Annotated in this window: 13 protein-coding genes; 5 read left to right on the forward strand and 8 right to left on the reverse strand. The window is 56.3% G+C overall.

Annotated features, from left to right (window positions below; all coding sequences use genetic code 11):
• Positions 1 to 128: 128 nt before the first annotated feature.
• Positions 129 to 809: a tetratricopeptide repeat protein gene (locus tag H9I52_RS11125; protein ID WP_187453893.1), complete on the forward strand. Its 681-nt coding sequence runs from the start codon at positions 129 to 131 to the stop codon at positions 807 to 809.
• Positions 810 to 957: 148 nt separating this feature from the next.
• Here H9I52_RS11125 and H9I52_RS11130 read toward each other — a convergent pair whose 3' ends face one another.
• The gene (locus H9I52_RS11130; protein ID WP_187453894.1) at positions 958 to 2478 is read right to left on the reverse strand and encodes a sigma 54-interacting transcriptional regulator; all 1521 of its coding nucleotides are present in this window, start codon (positions 2476 to 2478) and stop codon (positions 958 to 960) included.
• 207 nt (positions 2479 to 2685) lie between these two features.
• On the opposite strand from H9I52_RS11130, the gene H9I52_RS11135 reads away from it, so the two are divergent.
• Complete coding sequence (locus H9I52_RS11135) at positions 2686 to 3654, forward strand: c-type cytochrome (protein WP_187453895.1); 969 nt, start codon at positions 2686 to 2688, stop codon at positions 3652 to 3654.
• A 76-nt stretch (positions 3655 to 3730) separates the two neighbouring features.
• On the opposite strand, the gene H9I52_RS11140 is transcribed toward H9I52_RS11135, so the two are convergent.
• Positions 3731 to 4834 carry a vWA domain-containing protein gene (locus H9I52_RS11140; RefSeq protein ID WP_187453896.1) on the reverse strand — a complete coding sequence of 368 codons (1104 nt, stop codon included), beginning with the start codon at positions 4832 to 4834 and terminating at the stop codon, positions 3731 to 3733.
• 146 nt (positions 4835 to 4980) lie between these two features.
• Between H9I52_RS11140 and H9I52_RS11145 the strand changes: the two genes are divergently transcribed.
• Positions 4981 to 5262, forward strand: coding sequence for a DUF427 domain-containing protein (locus H9I52_RS11145; protein ID WP_139517485.1), 282 nt, complete (start codon positions 4981 to 4983; stop codon positions 5260 to 5262).
• A gap of 119 nt (positions 5263 to 5381) precedes the next feature.
• Here H9I52_RS11145 and H9I52_RS11150 read toward each other — a convergent pair whose 3' ends face one another.
• Positions 5382 to 6533 (reverse strand): ScyD/ScyE family protein, encoded by a 1152-nt coding sequence (locus H9I52_RS11150; protein WP_187453897.1) that lies wholly within the window; start codon positions 6531 to 6533, stop codon positions 5382 to 5384.
• A gap of 582 nt (positions 6534 to 7115) precedes the next feature.
• On the opposite strand from H9I52_RS11150, the gene H9I52_RS11155 reads away from it, so the two are divergent.
• Complete coding sequence (locus H9I52_RS11155) at positions 7116 to 7964, forward strand: bifunctional transcriptional activator/DNA repair enzyme AdaA (RefSeq protein WP_139517487.1); 849 nt, start codon at positions 7116 to 7118, stop codon at positions 7962 to 7964.
• 87 nt (positions 7965 to 8051) lie between these two features.
• Here the strand turns inward: H9I52_RS11155 and H9I52_RS11160 are convergent, their stop codons facing one another.
• Both H9I52_RS11160 and H9I52_RS11165 read right to left on the reverse strand, forming a co-directional pair.
• Positions 8052 to 9029 carry an acyl-ACP desaturase gene (locus tag H9I52_RS11160; protein WP_139517488.1) on the reverse strand — a complete coding sequence of 326 codons (978 nt, stop codon included), beginning with the start codon at positions 9027 to 9029 and terminating at the stop codon, positions 8052 to 8054.
• Between the two features lie 113 nt (positions 9030 to 9142).
• The gene (locus H9I52_RS11165; RefSeq protein WP_187453898.1) at positions 9143 to 10804 is read right to left on the reverse strand and encodes a hypothetical protein; all 1662 of its coding nucleotides are present in this window, start codon (positions 10802 to 10804) and stop codon (positions 9143 to 9145) included.
• Between the two features lie 263 nt (positions 10805 to 11067).
• On the opposite strand from H9I52_RS11165, the gene H9I52_RS11170 reads away from it, so the two are divergent.
• Positions 11068 to 12720, forward strand: a complete 1653-nt coding sequence (locus tag H9I52_RS11170; RefSeq protein ID WP_187453899.1) for an ArnT family glycosyltransferase — start codon at positions 11068 to 11070, stop codon at positions 12718 to 12720.
• A 15-nt stretch (positions 12721 to 12735) separates the two neighbouring features.
• Here H9I52_RS11170 and H9I52_RS11175 read toward each other — a convergent pair whose 3' ends face one another.
• The 3 genes from H9I52_RS11175 to H9I52_RS11185 all read right to left on the reverse strand — a co-directional run bounded on the left by H9I52_RS11175 (position 12736) and on the right by H9I52_RS11185 (position 16071).
• The gene (locus H9I52_RS11175) at positions 12736 to 13635 is read right to left on the reverse strand and encodes a glycosyltransferase (protein ID WP_187453900.1); all 900 of its coding nucleotides are present in this window, start codon (positions 13633 to 13635) and stop codon (positions 12736 to 12738) included.
• Positions 13636 to 13714: 79 nt separating this feature from the next.
• Positions 13715 to 14995: a hypothetical protein gene (locus tag H9I52_RS11180; RefSeq protein WP_187453901.1), complete on the reverse strand. Its 1281-nt coding sequence runs from the start codon at positions 14993 to 14995 to the stop codon at positions 13715 to 13717.
• 74 nt (positions 14996 to 15069) lie between these two features.
• Positions 15070 to 16071 carry a hypothetical protein gene (locus H9I52_RS11185; protein WP_187453902.1) on the reverse strand — a complete coding sequence of 334 codons (1002 nt, stop codon included), beginning with the start codon at positions 16069 to 16071 and terminating at the stop codon, positions 15070 to 15072.
• Positions 16072 to 16335 lie beyond the last annotated feature (264 nt).

The raw sequence follows: 16335 nt of genomic DNA on the forward strand, positions 1-16335 counted from the left end.
TTTTTTTACATTTGGCGGTACTCTTCTTCCCCACACCCCAACTGCGTATGCTCAAACTCTACACTTTTTTACTGCTTGTGGCGCTGGTCCTCTGTTCGACAGCTAGCCAGGCTCAAGCTCCGGGTTCAATGGAATCCGAGCTGCGCTATGGCAACGAATATTTGGCCAATAAAAACTACACGTATGCTTCGTGGCGCTACGAAACTGTAGTGCTGCAATGGCCAGCAGTTGCGGAGGGGCATCTTCGCTTGGGCCAATGCTACGTGCAACTAGGCAAAGCAGAGAAAGCGCGTACAGAATTGGCAAAAGCTGTGGAGCTAAATCCTGCTTACCGCGACGAAGCCAACGGCTACCTCGCGCAATTGGATGCGGCCGTTGCAGCTTCGGCACCCGCTGCGCCGGCAAGCCCCGTTGCAGTAAACCCAGCTCCTCCGGCGGCCCCTGCACCAGCCGTACGCCCAACGCCCGCAGCACCAGCCCCCACGGGCCGCGCGGTTGGTGGTCCACTCCTATTAGGCGTCTATGCCTGCGACGCGGGCCATTGGGACGTAAGCGAGCGCCGCATGAAATCCGACCCTAAAGGTGCGCTCACGCTCGGCGCCAACGGCCAATACCAATACATGGGGCAAGCCGGAAAATACAGCTACAACGCAGCTACCGGCGGACTGACTTTCCTGAGTGGCTATTTCACGAAAGGAAGCCCAACCACCGCTAAGTTCAGCCCCGGTGAGCGAGTGGCCCAGGTCGATATCACATTCCAGACAAGCAATGGCAAGCTGGAATGGTCGTGCGGCTGTAATCACAAATAATTTATTATCAGATATTTACATATATCTCTCAGACTAAGCCGTAAATACACCAGCGAGTAGCTCGCAAAACCGCTCATAAAAAAGCCGCCATCTCAGAACTGAGATGGCGGCTTTTTTATGAGCTAAATTTATGAGCTAAATCAAAGAACTACCGGCGACGGCGGGGTTTCTCGTCCTCGTCGTCGTCCTCGTCGCCGCCGAAGCTAGGCATGGTGAACATCGACGAGAGCAGGTCCTTGAACTGCGCCCCGGCCGTAACGCGGTTGCGCGAAATCAGGCTGTGCTCGGCTAGGCCGTGCAGGCAGAATTCCATCAGGAAATACGTCGTTTCCTTGTCCTCATTCGGGTGCAGGAACGTCACGATGTTGCGCAGGCCCGGTACTTGGTCGAGCGCTTTTTGGTAGTCTTTGTCCGACGAATCGTTGAGCACGTCGACGGTGTTGCCGGCGCCAAACCAATCCTGCACTTCCTTGTACGGATTGGGTTTGGTCTTCACCTTTTTCTGCTTGTCGGGGTCGGGAAAGTAATTGAGAAACAGCGTACGAATGGCTTTGCCCATCAGCTTCTCGGCCACAATGCCGGCGCCCTCCTGCTCGCCTTCGTACACCAATTCCACCTTGCCGGTAAGCGCAGGCACGGCGGCAATGAAGTCGGCGATTCGTACGTAGGTTTTCTTCTCGCCGTTGATGAGCGCCCGGCGCTCAGCGGCACTGATCAGGCTTTCGTAGGCCGAAATGGTCAGACGCGCCGACACACCGCTTTTGGCATCGACAAACTCACTGCCGCGAGCCTCCACGGCTACCTGCTCCACGAGGTCATGGATGATTTCGTTGCTGGTCACCATGCCCTTCTGCTCTTCTTTGATGCGAGCTTCCTGCTTGGTGATGCGCTTACCGATCTCGATGGATTTCGGGTAGTGCGTAATGATCTGAGAATCAATACGATCCTTGAGCGGCGTTACAATCGAGCCACGGTTGGTGTAGTCTTCGGGGTTGGCCGTGAACACAAACTGAATGTCCAGCGGCAAGCGCACTTTAAAACCGCGAATCTGGATGTCGCCTTCCTGCAAAATATTGAACAGCGACACCTGGATGCGAGCCTGCAAGTCGGGCAATTCGTTGATCACAAAAATGCCTCGGTGCGAGCGCGGAATCAGACCGAAGTGAATCACGCGCTCATCGGAATACGGCAGTTTGAGCGTTGCCGCTTTGATGGGGTCAGCATCCCCAATCAGGTCAGCTACCGAAACGTCGGGCGTTGCCAGTTTTTCGGTGTAGCGATCCGAGCGGTGCATCCACGACACGGGCGTGTCGTCGCCTTTTTCGGCAATGAGGTTTTTGGCGTAGATCGAGAGCGGCTGCAACGGATCGTCGTTCAGCTCCGAGCCTTCTACCACCGGAATGTACTCGTCGAGCAAGTCCACCATGAGGCGGGCAATGCGCGTTTTGGCCTGCCCGCGCAGCCCCAGCAGGTTGATGTGGTGCATGCTCAGGATGGCACGCTGCAAATCCGGAATTACGGTTTCTTCATAGCCATAAATGCCCGGAAATACTTCCTCCTTGTTGCGGAGTTTGGCGATAAGATTGTCGCGCAGTTCCTGCTTGACGGAACGCGGCTGATACCCACTGGCGCGGAGTTGGCCAAGGGTGCGGATATGGTCGTGGGTCATGTGCAAATGAGAGTGGAGAATTGGTCCCCATGGTTTAACCGCCGAGCCCCACCTGAGGTTCAGGCCAAAAGGATTATTACGGTTATTTAATCAAAACGCAAGCAAAAGCGCTCACATCATTATGTGACAGATATAGAGAATTTTTGATATTATAATTGCAAAAATATCCTTGATAGTCAGCGCCTTACCTAAACAAAACAATACATTATGAAAAAAGCCCTACGAATACTTCTCGCCATAATCGTTGTTGTACTTGTAGTAGCGGCCGGAGCGGCCGCGTTTGTGAGCGTGCGCGGCATCCCAACGTATGAGGTGCCTAAAGTGGCCATCCGCAGCGTGGTATCCACGCCGGCCTTGCTCGCCAACGGCGAGAAAATCGCTATGTCGATGTGCGCTGACTGCCATCTCGATCGGAAAGCCAATTCCTTTTCCGGCCGCTATATCAGTGACCTGCCGCCCGAATTTGGCAAGCTGTATTCGGCTAATATCACCCAAGACCCCGAGCACGGCATCGGCAAGTGGACGGACGCCGAGCTGATCACGCTGTTTCGGACCGGCATCGGGCGCGACGGCCGTTTCCGCATCGTAATGCCCCAGTTCGTGCACATGTCCGACGAAGACATCAACAGCTTGGTGGTCTTTCTGCGCTCCAACCACGAATGGGTACAGCCCAAAGCCGTGGCTTCGCATGCCCAAGAGCCGTCCTTTCTGGGCAAAGTGCTCGTGAACACAGTGATGAAACCGACACCCATGCCGGCGCACGCCATCGTCCAGCCCAACCCCGACGACAAAGTTGCTTTTGGCCATTACTTAGTAACGGGGCGCTATCTGTGCTACGATTGCCACTCCAAGGACTTTCAGACCAACAACATCCTAGAGCCCGAAAGGTCGGAAGGCTTTATGGCCGGCGGCAACAAGTTTATCACGCCTAATGGCGAGACCATCTTCTCGCGCAACCTCACTGCCGAACCCGAAACCGGCATCGGTGATTGGTCGGAAGAGCAGTTTGTGAAGGCCGTGAAGTTTGGGCAGTCGCCGCACGGCCCGTTGCGCCTGCCCATGCCCAAGTTTTCGGTGCTGAGCGACGAAGAAGTAAAGGCGATGTTCGCCTACCTCCAAACCATCCCCAAACTACGCAACGCCACCGCTGAAGATGGCGCTATAGCTGCAAAGTAACAGCGGCTTGCTGCTGGGGCTAAAACAAAAAGGGAAGCCAAGTTCGGCTCCCCTTTTTGTTTTATAAAATCCTGATTTACAATGTTTTACGCCGGTTCTTTTTATAGTCTTCAAACACCAAGTGTCCCAAGCCTTTCAAGCCGCTGTAATAGGCTTTGCCTTGGTTGATTTCGGTAAATTCCTCCACGAACTGCTGCAAATAAGGATCGGAAGCGATCATGAAGGTGGTAATCGGGATTTTGAGGCGGCGAGCGGCGGCGGCTAGGTTCAGCGTTTTGTTAACCACTTTGCGATCCAGGCCGAAGCTGTTTTTGTAGTAGCTATTGCCTTCTTTCAAGCAAGTTGGCTTGCCATCGGTGATCATGAAGATCTGCTTGTTGGCGGTTTTGCGCTTGCGTAGCAAGTCCATTGCCAGCTCCAGCCCGGCCACCGTGTTGGTGTGGTACGGCCCAACTTCGAGGTAGGGCAAATCCTTCACCTTGATCTCCCAAGCGTCGTTGCCGAACACGATTACGTCGAGGAAATCTTTGGGGTACTTCTGCTTCACCAGCTCGGCTAGGGCCATCGCCACCTTCTTGGCCGGGGTGATGCGGTCTTCGCCGTACAGGATCATCGAGTGCGAAATGTCGATCATCAACACCGTGCTGGTCTGCGACTTATGCTCGTTTTCTCGCACTTCCAGGTCACCTTCCGCCAGCATGAATTCGTCCTGCAAGCCGTGGTTGAGCTGGGCATTGCGGATGGATTCGGTCATCGAAATCTGATCCAGCGAGTCGCCAAAACGGAATTCGCGCATGTCGGTGCTCATCTCGTCGCCCTGGCCGGTGTGCGGCGTGCGGTGGTTGCCGGTGTTGCTCTTTTTCAGGCGGCCAAAGATCTCTTCCAGCGCGCTTTTGCGAATGTTTTGCTCGCTTTTGGGCGTAATCTTAAACGCACCGGCTTTCTGCGGATCGTCGTCGATGTAACCTTTCTTTTTGAGGTCTTCGATGAAGTCACCGATGCCGTATTGGTCGTCGGTGAGGCCATATTGCTTGTCCAGTTCCGACAGCCACGACAGCGCCTCCCCCACGTCGCCGGACGTGATGGTGACCAATTGCATAAATATCTTGAAAAGCGAGTCGAAGCCCTTTTCGGGCGACTCGTCGGGAACGTAGTCTCGGAAACGGAAGCCAGCAGCCATAAGTCAGGTAATTGAGCTAAAAGAACAACGCGCCCGGCCGCAATGTTCAGTGCGGCGGCCGTTGGTTTGTAAGGTAACTGAGCGTCAGTGAAAACAAAGCACCGCCGTTGCGGCTTTTGCTGCTAAACCCTCCTTCCTCTATTGCCATGAAAGCTATCTGGAACAACACCATTTTGGCCGAAAGCGACGATACCGTCGTGGTCGAAAACAACCACTACTTCCCCGCCGATTCTATCAAAAAAGAGTATTTCGAGGACAGCATTGCCCACACCACCTGCCCCTGGAAAGGCCGGGCCAGCTACTATTCCGTGCGCGTCAACGGGGAGCTGAACAAAGATGCTGCGTGGTATTACCCCGAGCCTAAAGACGCCGCCAAGCAAATCAAAGACCGCGTAGCCTTCTGGAAAGGCGTACAGGTAACTAACTAATTATCAATTAGTTAGTTAATCAAGCTTTTATAGCAAACAAGCCCCCAGAAAAGGCCACCCCACTTTGCGGGGTGGCCTTTTCTGGGGGCTTGCGCGTAAAGCGTGCGCCTGCGGCTTGGCTAAGGGTGCATGCTGGTATAAGGCGAGCCGTTGTTGGTGCAGGCCCTTACATCAATCTGCAAAATCTGGCCACCGCCGACGGCTAAGGGGCCAAACCCGACGTTCGACACATACAGCTGACCATCAGGCCCTAAGGTAATACCGGTAGGCATGGAAAGGCCGGTGGCAATGGTTTCGCGGCTCCCGGAAGCGTTCAGGCGCACAATCTGGCCTTTGCCGGGCGCCGGGAACGGCGTGCCTACTGCGGTTTCTAGCACATACAGGTCGCCTTCGCTGTCGAACACCACGCCCAGAATAGTGGAAAACCCAGTGGCCCACTTCTGAATGTCGCCGCTGGGCGAGATTTTGTAGATGCTGGAACCACCATCGACAATCGGGAACGGGTTGAGGTTGCCGACATAAAAGTTGCCATCCCAGTACGTTACGGAAGTAGGTACGATGTGGCCCTGGCTGGCTGATATGTCAATGACGCGCGACACTTTCCCGTCGGGCGTGATCCTTACCAATTCGCCGTGGTTGGCCTCAATGGCGTAGAAATCGCCCCGCAGGTTGATCATGCTGTACCAGTCGCCGTCGGGCTCAAAGTCATCCTCTTCCGGGTTCTTGACCGGGTTGGCCATAGTGTACGCACTCAGGTCGGCCACCTGCGTCGAAGAGCCGTCGGCATTGATTTTCCGCAGACCGTTGGGCATGGAGGTAACGCCATGTGAGCATCCGGCCCCGGTAATCAGGGCATACAGGGTATTGCCAATAAAGGCAACGTCGCCTACCCCACTGATATCGCCGCCGACCAACTCAGTGTTTTGGGTAGAAGGCAGCTTATCGGTGATGGTCGTGCGCACGCCCGACTTACTGATTTTGGAGATGCGCCCGCTCGTTTCGCTACCCTTGTACGGGCCAACCGGCGGTACAACTTGCGTACACTGGCCGACCGTGGAGTTGGTTCCACCGGTGCCGCCTTCGGCCACGTAGAGGTAGCCATCGGGGCCAAATTTCAGCCCGCGGGGGTTGTTGAGGCCCGTAGCAAATACCGTGACTTTGTTGTTGCCCGGACGGCAGGTGGGCTGTTCGAATTTATTGCAGGATGTAGACGTAAACAGCAGTATACCCGTGAGGAGGCCTCCCAACGGCAACGTAGGATTCAGTTTCATAACGTGGGTTTCAGTGATCTGGTGTTGAAACAGGGGTACGAGCGGCGTCAATAGTAAAAGCCTGGCACGCGGAAGCTGTCCTCCGGCAACCCAGGAACCAAAAACAGTGAGCAGACTCAACTTGCCCCGCACGGCGTCGCACACTTACTGGCCATCATCGGGGAAGCGCGGAGTCCCCGAGGTCGTGCGGCATGCATACCGGACCAGCCAATAAGCGCAGATACTGAAGGCGCATGCGCCTTACGCAATCTCCATCACGAAAAGACAGCAACTTATAACATTGTTAGTCAAGCAGTTATATACTTGACCAGTGCATAACGTTAATTACGGAAACTGTTCACCATCCCTTAGTAGCAATGCATTGCTACCCGCTCGCACAGACCAGCTGTGCGGGAAACACGTGTCAACTCGCTTTTTATATAGAATAATTTACATATTAAAATTCATTATACCAATACATAATCATGTGGTAAAATATGTTGCCCCCCCTGCTAATTGCAGATCTGCGCAAGGTGCGCAAGTTTCGGGTGTTGTAAGGCGTTGCCGAAGGGTACATTTGGGAGTTCTTAAAGCCCAAGCACGATGACGGATTATCAACGAATAGCAGCGGCCATTGCCTACATCCGCGAGCGGTTTCAGGAGCAGCCCGATCTGGAGGCCATGGCCCAACAAGCGAACTGGAGCCCTTTTCACTTTCAGCGCAAGTTTCAACAGTGGGCCGGGGTCAGCCCCAAGAAATTTTTGCAGTACGTAAGCATCCAACACGCCAAAACGCTTTTGCAAGACCAGCAATCGGTAGCCGGGGCGACCTACGAAACCGGCCTGTCGAGCCCAAGCCGCCTACACGATCTGTTTATCACGCTGGAAGGCATGACGCCCGGCGAATACCGCCAGGGCGGCGCCGAGTTGCACATTCAATACAGCTTTGGCGAAAGCCCGTTTGGCCACTACTTGGTCGCTTCTACCGCGAAAGGAATCTGCAAGCTTACCTTTTGCGAAGAGCCCGAAGCAGCCCTCACCGAGTTGCGGACCGAATGGCCCTTTGCCACGCTAGAACAGGCTGTGGCCGAAGCCCATACTGCCGTAGCCCGGTTTTTTCGGCATGAGTTTGGCCCCACCGACCGGCTGCATCTGCACCTGAAGGGCACGCCGTTTCAGCTCAAGGTCTGGGAATCGTTGCTGCGCATTCCGGAGGGCCGATTGGCTACGTACGCGCGGGTGGCCGAGCAGGCTCAATACAGCCGAGCCGTGCGGGCCGTGGGCACCGCCATCGGCAGCAATCCAATAGGCTACCTAATCCCCTGTCACCGCGTAATCCGGCAGACGGGCGAGTTGGGGCAATACCGCTGGGGCAGCACCCGCAAAGCGGCGCTCATTGGTTGGGAAGCGGCCCACGCCGAGAGCCTGCATGAGTTGCCACTACTCACTTAATAACGATGGACAACCAGCGTAAAGCAAAAGGCCTCTGCTGTTTCCAGCAGAGGCCTTTTGCAACTATTTGTTTATCAATTGGTTACACTAATCGATCCACTTGAACTTGTATTCCAGCTTGGGTACGGGCATACGCTCCGAAACACGGCGCAAGCGGCCGGGCAGCGCCATGATGTAATCGCGGGCTTTGTCGGCGGCACCGTTTAGGCCGGTCATGTGCTCCAGGTTCCAGGTGTTAATCAGGCCTTCCAGAATGTCGGTATAGTCCTGGCTGGTGTACACGCCGAGACGTTGGGCAGCATCGGTGAAGTGGCCGAAGGTTTTGCCCATCTCAATGCCGAGTTCACGCATGTAGTGCGCCGGCATCACGATTTTTTTGCGCATCATGTCTTCGAACGCCAGCATCATTTCCGAAGGATCTACTTCGAAGATTTTGGTGACAAACGTCTGATACACACGAGCATGGCGCGACTCGTCGCCGGCGATCATGCCGCAGAGCTTCGAGAGGCGGTCGTCGCCGGCTTTGCGGGCCAGCGTACCTACGCGGCGGTGCGAAATGTTGGTGGCCGCTTCCTGGTAGCTCGTATACACAAACGCCCGGTACGGATCGTGGGCCGTGCCCAGGTCGAAACCGTCGTTGATGAGGTACTGCGTGCTGGTTTCGAACTCGCGCATATTTACGCGGCCCGACAAGTACAGGTAACGGTTGAGCAAGTCGCCGTGGCGGTTTTCTTCGGCCGTCCAGCCCCGAATCCACTGCGCCCAGCCGTTGTTGGGGTCGCGGTTGAGGTCGTCGAGCTGATGAAACCACGCCTCGTAATTGGGCAGGGCTTCTTCGGTAATGGTATCGCCTACCAGCACGGCCAGCAGGTCGTAGCTGAGTTCTTTCGCATGTTCGCGAAGGGCGCGTACTTCATCAAAAAACGAATCCAGACGCGAGTCGGGGAGAAAGTCGGAGGGCTGCCAGCTATCTTCTACCTTCTTGAGGAAGGTCCCCATGTTTTCTTTCAGGAAAGATTCGAGATGCTGCAGTACCTCGCCGCGGGAGGTTACGGTTGCAATCATGGCAGGGCGGGAAAAATACAAGAGTATAGGGAATGCCAAAGGTATACATTCACTACACTCACATACGAAAAACAACTCCCCTCGGTCACCTATAAAATTTTGGCTATTTGAGATTATTTCACGGTTTCTACATGCGGCGCATAAAAAACGGGTGCCGGACCAAGGCCCGATTGCAGCGGCAGCCACCTCACTTGCGGTGGGTTGCCGGAGCATTTTAAAACACAAAACCTGCTGAGCAAAGCGGCTGCATCCGGCGCAAGAAACCATTTTACATCGGAGCGCTGCGCCAAAGCGCGCATGGCCGTGGGGAAATCGCGCGTGCCGGTGAGTTGCTGGCGTAAGGCAGGCTGCGATGGATCGAGCGTGGGCCAGCCGGTGAGCAGTACCAGTTTGGGCGCGCTTACGCTGAACTCACGAAACGGCGACTGGCTTTTAAATGCCTCTTCCAGTCCGGCTACCACCACGGCGGCTTCGTGGCCTGTAAGTCCCGCCGCAAAACGCGCCAGTATGTGCTGCCCGCGCAACGCTTCTTGGCTCAGAACTGCTTTTCGGTGCCAAGTCTTGTACCCGTAAGCCAGCACAACAAGTGCCAGCAGCCCGGCGCTTAGCGGCGCCAAGCGCGGCCGCGGATGACGCGCATCGAGCAGGTAAGCCAAGTTACCCAGCACCCACAAATCGAGGAGTGGCAAGGCCAGCCGCGGCGGTAATTTCAGTACGATGCCCAAGGCCAGCAGTAAGCCAATCATCATGACCTGCACCACCCAAAAACGCCTCTCATGTGTATATCTTTGACTATCAAATACTTGCCAGCAGATCAAAACTTGCAGCAGGAGCAACTGGAAATAATCACGTAGCAATTGCTGCACTGTTTCCGTGGCTTTCAACCAGAATTGGTGTCGCAAAAAATACCCTGCTTCAAAGCGGCTGGCTCGCTTAAATAAGTCAGGATTTACCACCGCCGAATCGCTCAGCATCCATTGTTCTACGGCTTGCATCGCGAGGCTGTCCGGAGCGGTAACAGGCGTTGGGCGGTAGAGATGGTAGTCGTTGAGGTTGGACTTTAGCACGTCCAACGTGCGGTAGTTACTCGCCGCGGTGGAGCGGGTAAGCGTGAGAGTTCCTCCCCCAACTACAGCTAACGTGCTGGCTGCCAGCACCAAAACGCTTGCCCGGCGGCCACCTAACCAGAAGATTCCCGGCGCAGCAGCTATGAGGGCCACCATGGCCGCACTGGGCCGAATCAGCCACGCGAGGCCGAAAGCCAGCAAGCCCATCATCAGCGTGCCCGCTTGGCCAAGGCGTTGGGTAGCATATAGCAAGCCTGCGCCACCCAGCAGCATCGGCACCCGCACGTAATTGAACCACATGCCGTGCTCGACCCAAGCCACGTAGAAAAACAGCACCAGCAAAACCGTAATCGTTGGAGCCGAAAAAAGAGGTCGCAGCAACCGATCGAGCACAGCAAAGGCGAGTACCGTAGACAGGTAAAGAAGCCCATAAAGCGCAAAGCCATACCAAGGCCACGCCGGAAAAGCTTCATATAGTGTTGTCAAAACCCAGGCTACACCGTGAAAATACAGGTGCAGATTGGTAACGGGTGCAACGGCCATGTTGCCCCGCAGCAACAGTGTAATGACTGCGTCGTCGTTGGTTTCGTAAAAACAGCCCAGTGCCCATCCGCTCAGCAAGATTAGCAAGGCCGGCAAGGCAACGACCCGCCCTAGCTTCCACAAAAGCGCCCGCGAGCCAGTCGCTGCGTTGGTACTTGCTAGCATCAGTTGAAGACCTGCCAAAATAGCCTTTCTAGGGCTGCGCAACTAGCAGCGGCTTTATGGTTCACATTTGTGCCCAGTAGCAGGTGCAGCAAAAATTCCAGCTGGTGCACCGCCGCATCGTCTTCACTTCGCTGGTTGAACCGGATACTCATGAACTCATTTTTGCCTGCAAGGTAGCAAAACGACTTGCAGCGCAGAAGGCCGAAAGGACCATCGCCGCTTGCTTCCAGCTGCCTATTCTGGATTCTTCGCCAACTTGCGGCGTGCATTCTTCCGTTTTCCGGCGCCTCCCCGATCTGGCCTTGCTGTTGGTCGTGGCCCTGACCGTAGCCTTCTTTTTTCTGGCGCACGAAGGCCTTTACGACCTCGACGATTATCTCTACGCTGGCTACGCGCACCAACTGGCTTCGGGTACTTTTCACGTCCGGCCCGACCCGCTGGGCCTGCTGCACGATCCGCTGAAGGAACGGCCGCTCATCTTTGCGCCGGTGGCATTGCTTTACCAACTCTTTGGTACTGACATCGTTACCACCACGCTCTGGCCGTTGGTCTGCACCCTGGGCTGCGCGGTAGTTATCTGGGCGCTTTACCGCCGGCGCGAGCCTGTAGTGGCGGCAGCAGCCATGCTACTGCTCAACTTGCACTACTTCACCCTCGATCTCACGCGCTACCTCTACCCCGACAACATTCTGATGTTCTGGTGTTTGTGTAGCGCCGCCGCCCTACTCACCGGTCGCCGCCCAACGCAGGCGCCGCGGTTTTGGGGAGTTGGATTTGCGTTGCTCAACTTCGCCGCTTTTCTCAGCAAAGAGACCATCGTCTACTACCTGCCTTTTTACCTGGGCCTGCTGGTTTTTGACCTCTGGAAGCGGCAACATCGGCAATTTTGGGTCGCCGCGCTGGGCACGGGCATTCTGTTGATTATTCTGTATCTATCTTATTATCAAATATTTACAAATGACGCTTTCTACCGTGTTCATCTTATTGAGCATACCAACGCGTATCTGAAAGAGGGCAATTTTTTGCAGGGCCATCAGGACAAGTTGCTGGCGCGGGTGACGTATTTGCCTGTGCTTTTCTTCGTGGGCATTGGTTTGGGAGCGGCGTTGGTGCTGGCGGTAGCAGTAGTTTTCAATCGGGAACCCAGCCCCGACTCCGATGCCAGTTTCTGGATGGCACTGGGGTTCAGTACGTTGGCGTTTTTTTGGTTGGGCAGCACGTCACTGAGCCAATATAACCCGATTACGCTGCTCCCGCGCATGACCACGCCCGTGCTGCCGCCTTTGTGCCTGGCTGCCGGCTTTGGGCTCCGCAATTTTGTTCGGACGGGGCGCGGGGGCTGGCTGCTGGGCGCGGCGCTGCTGGCCTGCGCCGCGTGGCTGCACAACAGCGTTTCGGTGGTGTATGCGGGTTTGGGCTTATATTTCTTGGCCGCGGCTCTTGGCAACCAACTGAGCGGCGTGTCGAGGCGGCTGCGGCCGGGCACTTCAGCCTTCGCAACGCTGACCTTGCTGGCACTGGCCGGATTCCTTGCCATTCGGCCCCTCTATTTCATGGGCAAGCCCAGTGTGTCGTCGCACTTTGCCCAGAACCAGATTTTCCGGCAACACTTACAAGCGCCGGCCCAAGGCGTGGTGTTTGTAGATGACTACCTGATAAGCAATTACGATTTCTACTACAGCTTTCAGGTGCCGCAGGGCCTCTCCTTTCGGCGCTACTGGGCCCGCGATTCGGTGCGACTGGCGCCGGGGCAGCGGGCGTGGCTGCTGCTCAACCGCAGCACCCTCACCAACGACGAGCTCACGCGTAAGCTCATCCGCTACTCCGCCGATTCGGTGTTGCGCTGGTTTCCGCAGCGCCGGCCGGTGGCCGAAACGGGTAAAGTGACGCTGTACGAAGTCTTTATCGATAAGTGATTGACAATCAATCACTTATCGATAGTTCATTTTACTCCAGAGATGTAATGCCCAATCGAGCGGTTGTAGCGCCTGCTCGGTTTTCAGCATTTTATATAACTCGTTGGCGCCCTGATAATTCCGCCACCGTACGGCTTGGCGATGCTCCCAGCGCAGGCGCACAGCTAGGGCAGCTCGATCGGCGGGCGTCCGGCACAGGGCCTGCGCTTTTTGGCAAACCCGAATGGTAGAAGCCAGGTACGGATCGTGCGGGCGGTAGCCTTTGCGTGACATGGCCTGCGGGTGCAACCGCTTTTTGGTTGTAACGACGTCGAGGTACTGAAACTCGTAATCGCGGGCGGCGCGTACCCAAAAGTCAAAGTCTTCGTAGGCCAGCGCCTCATCGTAGCCCCCTAGGCGCTCCAAAACCTGCCGCCGGATAAGCATAGTGGGGGAACTGATAAAATATCGGCGCAACACTGCCGCAAATACATCGCCGGAGGCCGGCTCGGGGTGCAAATGGCCGCGGCCGTCGCGCCGAAAATGGTAGCGCACGTGCCGCGACTCTTCGTCGATCAGTTCGGCATCGGAATAGATGACGCCGCAGTTATCGCCGTGGGTTTGAAACGCGGCTACCTGCTGCGCCACGCGGTCGGGCAACAGCACGTCGTCGGTGGCAAAGTCGATAAGGAACGCTCCGCTCGACTGCCGAAATCCCTGATTAAAGCCGGCGCAATTGCCCACATTATGCGGTAAAAAAACAGTCTTCCACGTAGGATTCTGTGCGGCGTATTGCCGTAAAATCGAGACGCTTCCATCGGTGCTGGCCGCATCGACAAGCAGCACTTCGATGTTTGGATAAGACTGGGCCAGAATAGAATCGAGGGCTTCCGGCAGGAAACGAGCATGGTTGTAGCACAAAGCAACAATACTCACCAATGGAAATATATTGTTTTGACTATCAGACATTTATACTATCGAAGACAATCTATAAATTTAACCTCAACATACTCTGTTACGCATGCTTCCAGTACCGTTGAAAGTAGATACCGTAGCCTACGAGCAAGATGCCAAAGCGGGCGGCATGCGCCAGCGGCGCCCCCAACAGTTGGTAGTGTGGCAGCAACACAGCCAACAGTCCGGCATATAAAATTGCCGAGATCACCTGGGCAGCAATGTAACGCCCAACCTGGGCATGGGCCGTAAGCAAAAACAGCAAAACCCAGGTTAGAAATTTGGCCCAGTCGCCGATCAATTGGGGAGCAAGGAGCCCGCGCGCGGCGGCAAAATGCTGCTCAAACAGCAGAGGCAACAGCCAGTCGCGCAACAGATAAATCGCGCCCAACCCGCCGGCCAGCACCGGCGCCAGCAGAAGCAGCACCGTCCGCACGTAGGAGCGCAGAGCGGCGGGATGGTTTGTCAGGGCGGCCAGCCGCGGGTAGTACACGCTGCTCATGATCGCTGAGAACACCATCGTGTAGTTGTCGGAAAGCTTGGCCACGGCCTGCCATAAGTCGGTCTGGCCCAGGGTGAAACGCCGGATCAGCACTTCCCGCAACGCAAAATCTACGGCTTTGCCGAACAGCAGCACGCTCAGGGCCATCAGCAGGAATTTGCCCAGCAACAGCAAGGCGGGCCGGCTCACCCGCCCCCGCTCAACCCCGCGCAAAAGCCCCAGGCGCCGACACGCACGCAGGGCGGGCACCAACGTCAGGCCTTGCGCCAGCAGATATGCCAACAGCACCCATTCGAGGCGCGGCACGTGCAAGGCTAGCAGCAATGCCACTGCTCCGGCCCCTAACCCGCTGAGTGCCACCGTCAACCCTACGTACACGCGCAGCTTTCCGGCGGCTAGCAGCACCGATACCAGCAGCCCGTATGCCGTGAGCAAGGCAATGCCGACTGCAAACAAAACTACCCAACCTGCCGACGGGTGAAACACACCCACCAGCGGCGTTGGCACCAGCACCAACAGCAGGCAACCCAAAAACAAGATACTGATGTTCAGCACTATACCAGCCTGCAACCACCGCCGGTAGCCCCGGGAGCCCGTAGGCAATGGCGCTAGGTATTTGACCAAGCCAACGTGCACGCCGTCGTTGGGCAGCGTGGTAAACAGGGCCATCAGGTTTTGAAAATGCGCCAGCAGCGTCAGGCCACCGGGGCCACCGTACACAGCCAGTAACTTATTGACTGTCAGGGCACCGGCTGCCCGTGCGAGTACAGCTACCCCGGAGCCGAGCGAGCCCCGCAGAAAGCGGCCCAGCACGGTAGCGCGCGGTTCGGGCTTAGTCACAACAGGCGGAGGTACGGGCAACATCGGGGTTAAAAGTACGCGCTGCGCAAGCAACTGCCCGTGGCAATGCCGGGCTAAATTTCGAAGGTAAGCTTCAGACCGGGCACTCCGCCGATGTGGCGCTTAAAAGCCAGCAGCGACGCGTTCAGGCCTGTAGGCAGCGTTGAAGTGCCGATGTCGAGGAGGCGATGGCCGTTGGCCCGGCCGAAGCCGTGGATGCCTTCCAGCAACATTACCACCGGACTGAACAGGTTGTAAGACAAGGGACTAGCCAGGTAAAAGCTGTACAGCACCTTGCTACTAATCTGCACCACTATGGCCAAAGCGGCCCATTCGCCCGCAGCGTCGCGGATGGAAAACAGGAAATGGTCGCGCGGGAATTTGGCAAAAAGCTCTTGCAAGCGTTCCAGCGATAGGGGCTCGCTGTGGCCCTTTTCGCGGCGGCAGGCGCTGATAAAAGCGTGTGCCGGCGTTAGGAGCAGCGGCGATTCTTGCTCAAACACGAACCCCGCGCGGTGGCATCGCTTCAGGCGCAGCTCCTGCGCCGTAACCAGATGCGCCCGAAAATCCCGCGCCAGCGGCAACTGGTTGTTGAGTTCGGCCAGCGTCACACGAAAGTCTTGATGCACAAGCACATCGGTAAGCAGGGCGCTGGCGGCCGGGTCGTAGGCAAAAGGGTAACTCTTGAGGCGAATTTGTCGGATGCCACGCTGCGCCAGCTCGGTGCGCGCTGCTTCTACAAAAGCCCGCAACGTTGCTTTATCCAAACCTGCAGCCAGTTGCACCGATCCGAAAGGTGCCTGCCACGGACTGTGCGCTACCTCCGCCCCGGCAACCACGAACTCATGCCACTGGGCTACGGTTTGCTGGGTTTTGCTATCTTCCAGATAAAACGTAAATATCTCACCCTCAAACGGTTGTAAATTCAGATGTTCGGGCCTTAAAAACAGGAAGGGCTCGAAAGCGAAGGGCCACAATGGCGCGGGCACGGTCGGCCCGACGTGCAGCCGCACGCCATAACGACTGTCAGCCGCGGCCAGGGAAAACCAGTGGAATAAAACAGGAGCTGAACTCACGGGCAACAAGTGATTTCGAAGCCACGAAAGTACGGGAAATGCGCCGCCGAGTCTGCCCTATTCGTTGCCCGAAGCTTCGGCTGGTCACTGGCAAAGGGCTGGTGTATTTGCACGCCGAAACCTACGGCCCGCTGGCCCGTTTGGGATGGGCTCCACCCGACTTCATGCTTTCTTCAAAATAAAAAGCCAGTTTTGGAAAGGCCCGTGCGCAGCTTCAGCACGCGTTTGTCACTTCCTGTTCAGCTCCCCTTCCTTTTTGGCTGC

Source organism: Hymenobacter sp. BT491 (genome assembly GCF_014349165.1).
GTDB classification, from domain to species: domain Bacteria; phylum Bacteroidota; class Bacteroidia; order Cytophagales; family Hymenobacteraceae; genus Hymenobacter; species Hymenobacter jejuensis.

What these genes read in the sequence shown, in the direction of transcription:
- H9I52_RS11135 (WP_187453895.1), top strand. Translation starts at nt 2,686, where the DNA reads ATGAAAAAAGCCCTACGAATACTTCTCGCCATAATCGTTGTTGTACTT.
- H9I52_RS11150 (WP_187453897.1), bottom strand. Translation starts at nt 6,533, where the DNA reads ATGAAACTGAATCCTACGTTGCCGTTGGGAGGCCTCCTCACGGGTATA.
- H9I52_RS11165 (WP_187453898.1), bottom strand. Translation starts at nt 10,804, where the DNA reads ATGCTAGCAAGTACCAACGCAGCGACTGGCTCGCGGGCGCTTTTGTGG.
- H9I52_RS11145 (WP_139517485.1), top strand. Translation starts at nt 4,981, where the DNA reads ATGAAAGCTATCTGGAACAACACCATTTTGGCCGAAAGCGACGATACC.
- H9I52_RS11130 (WP_187453894.1), bottom strand. Translation starts at nt 2,478, where the DNA reads ATGACCCACGACCATATCCGCACCCTTGGCCAACTCCGCGCCAGTGGG.
- H9I52_RS11140 (WP_187453896.1), bottom strand. Translation starts at nt 4,834, where the DNA reads ATGGCTGCTGGCTTCCGTTTCCGAGACTACGTTCCCGACGAGTCGCCC.
- H9I52_RS11125 (WP_187453893.1), top strand. Translation starts at nt 129, where the DNA reads ATGGAATCCGAGCTGCGCTATGGCAACGAATATTTGGCCAATAAAAAC.
- H9I52_RS11155 (WP_139517487.1), top strand. Translation starts at nt 7,116, where the DNA reads ATGACGGATTATCAACGAATAGCAGCGGCCATTGCCTACATCCGCGAG.
- H9I52_RS11160 (WP_139517488.1), bottom strand. Translation starts at nt 9,029, where the DNA reads ATGATTGCAACCGTAACCTCCCGCGGCGAGGTACTGCAGCATCTCGAA.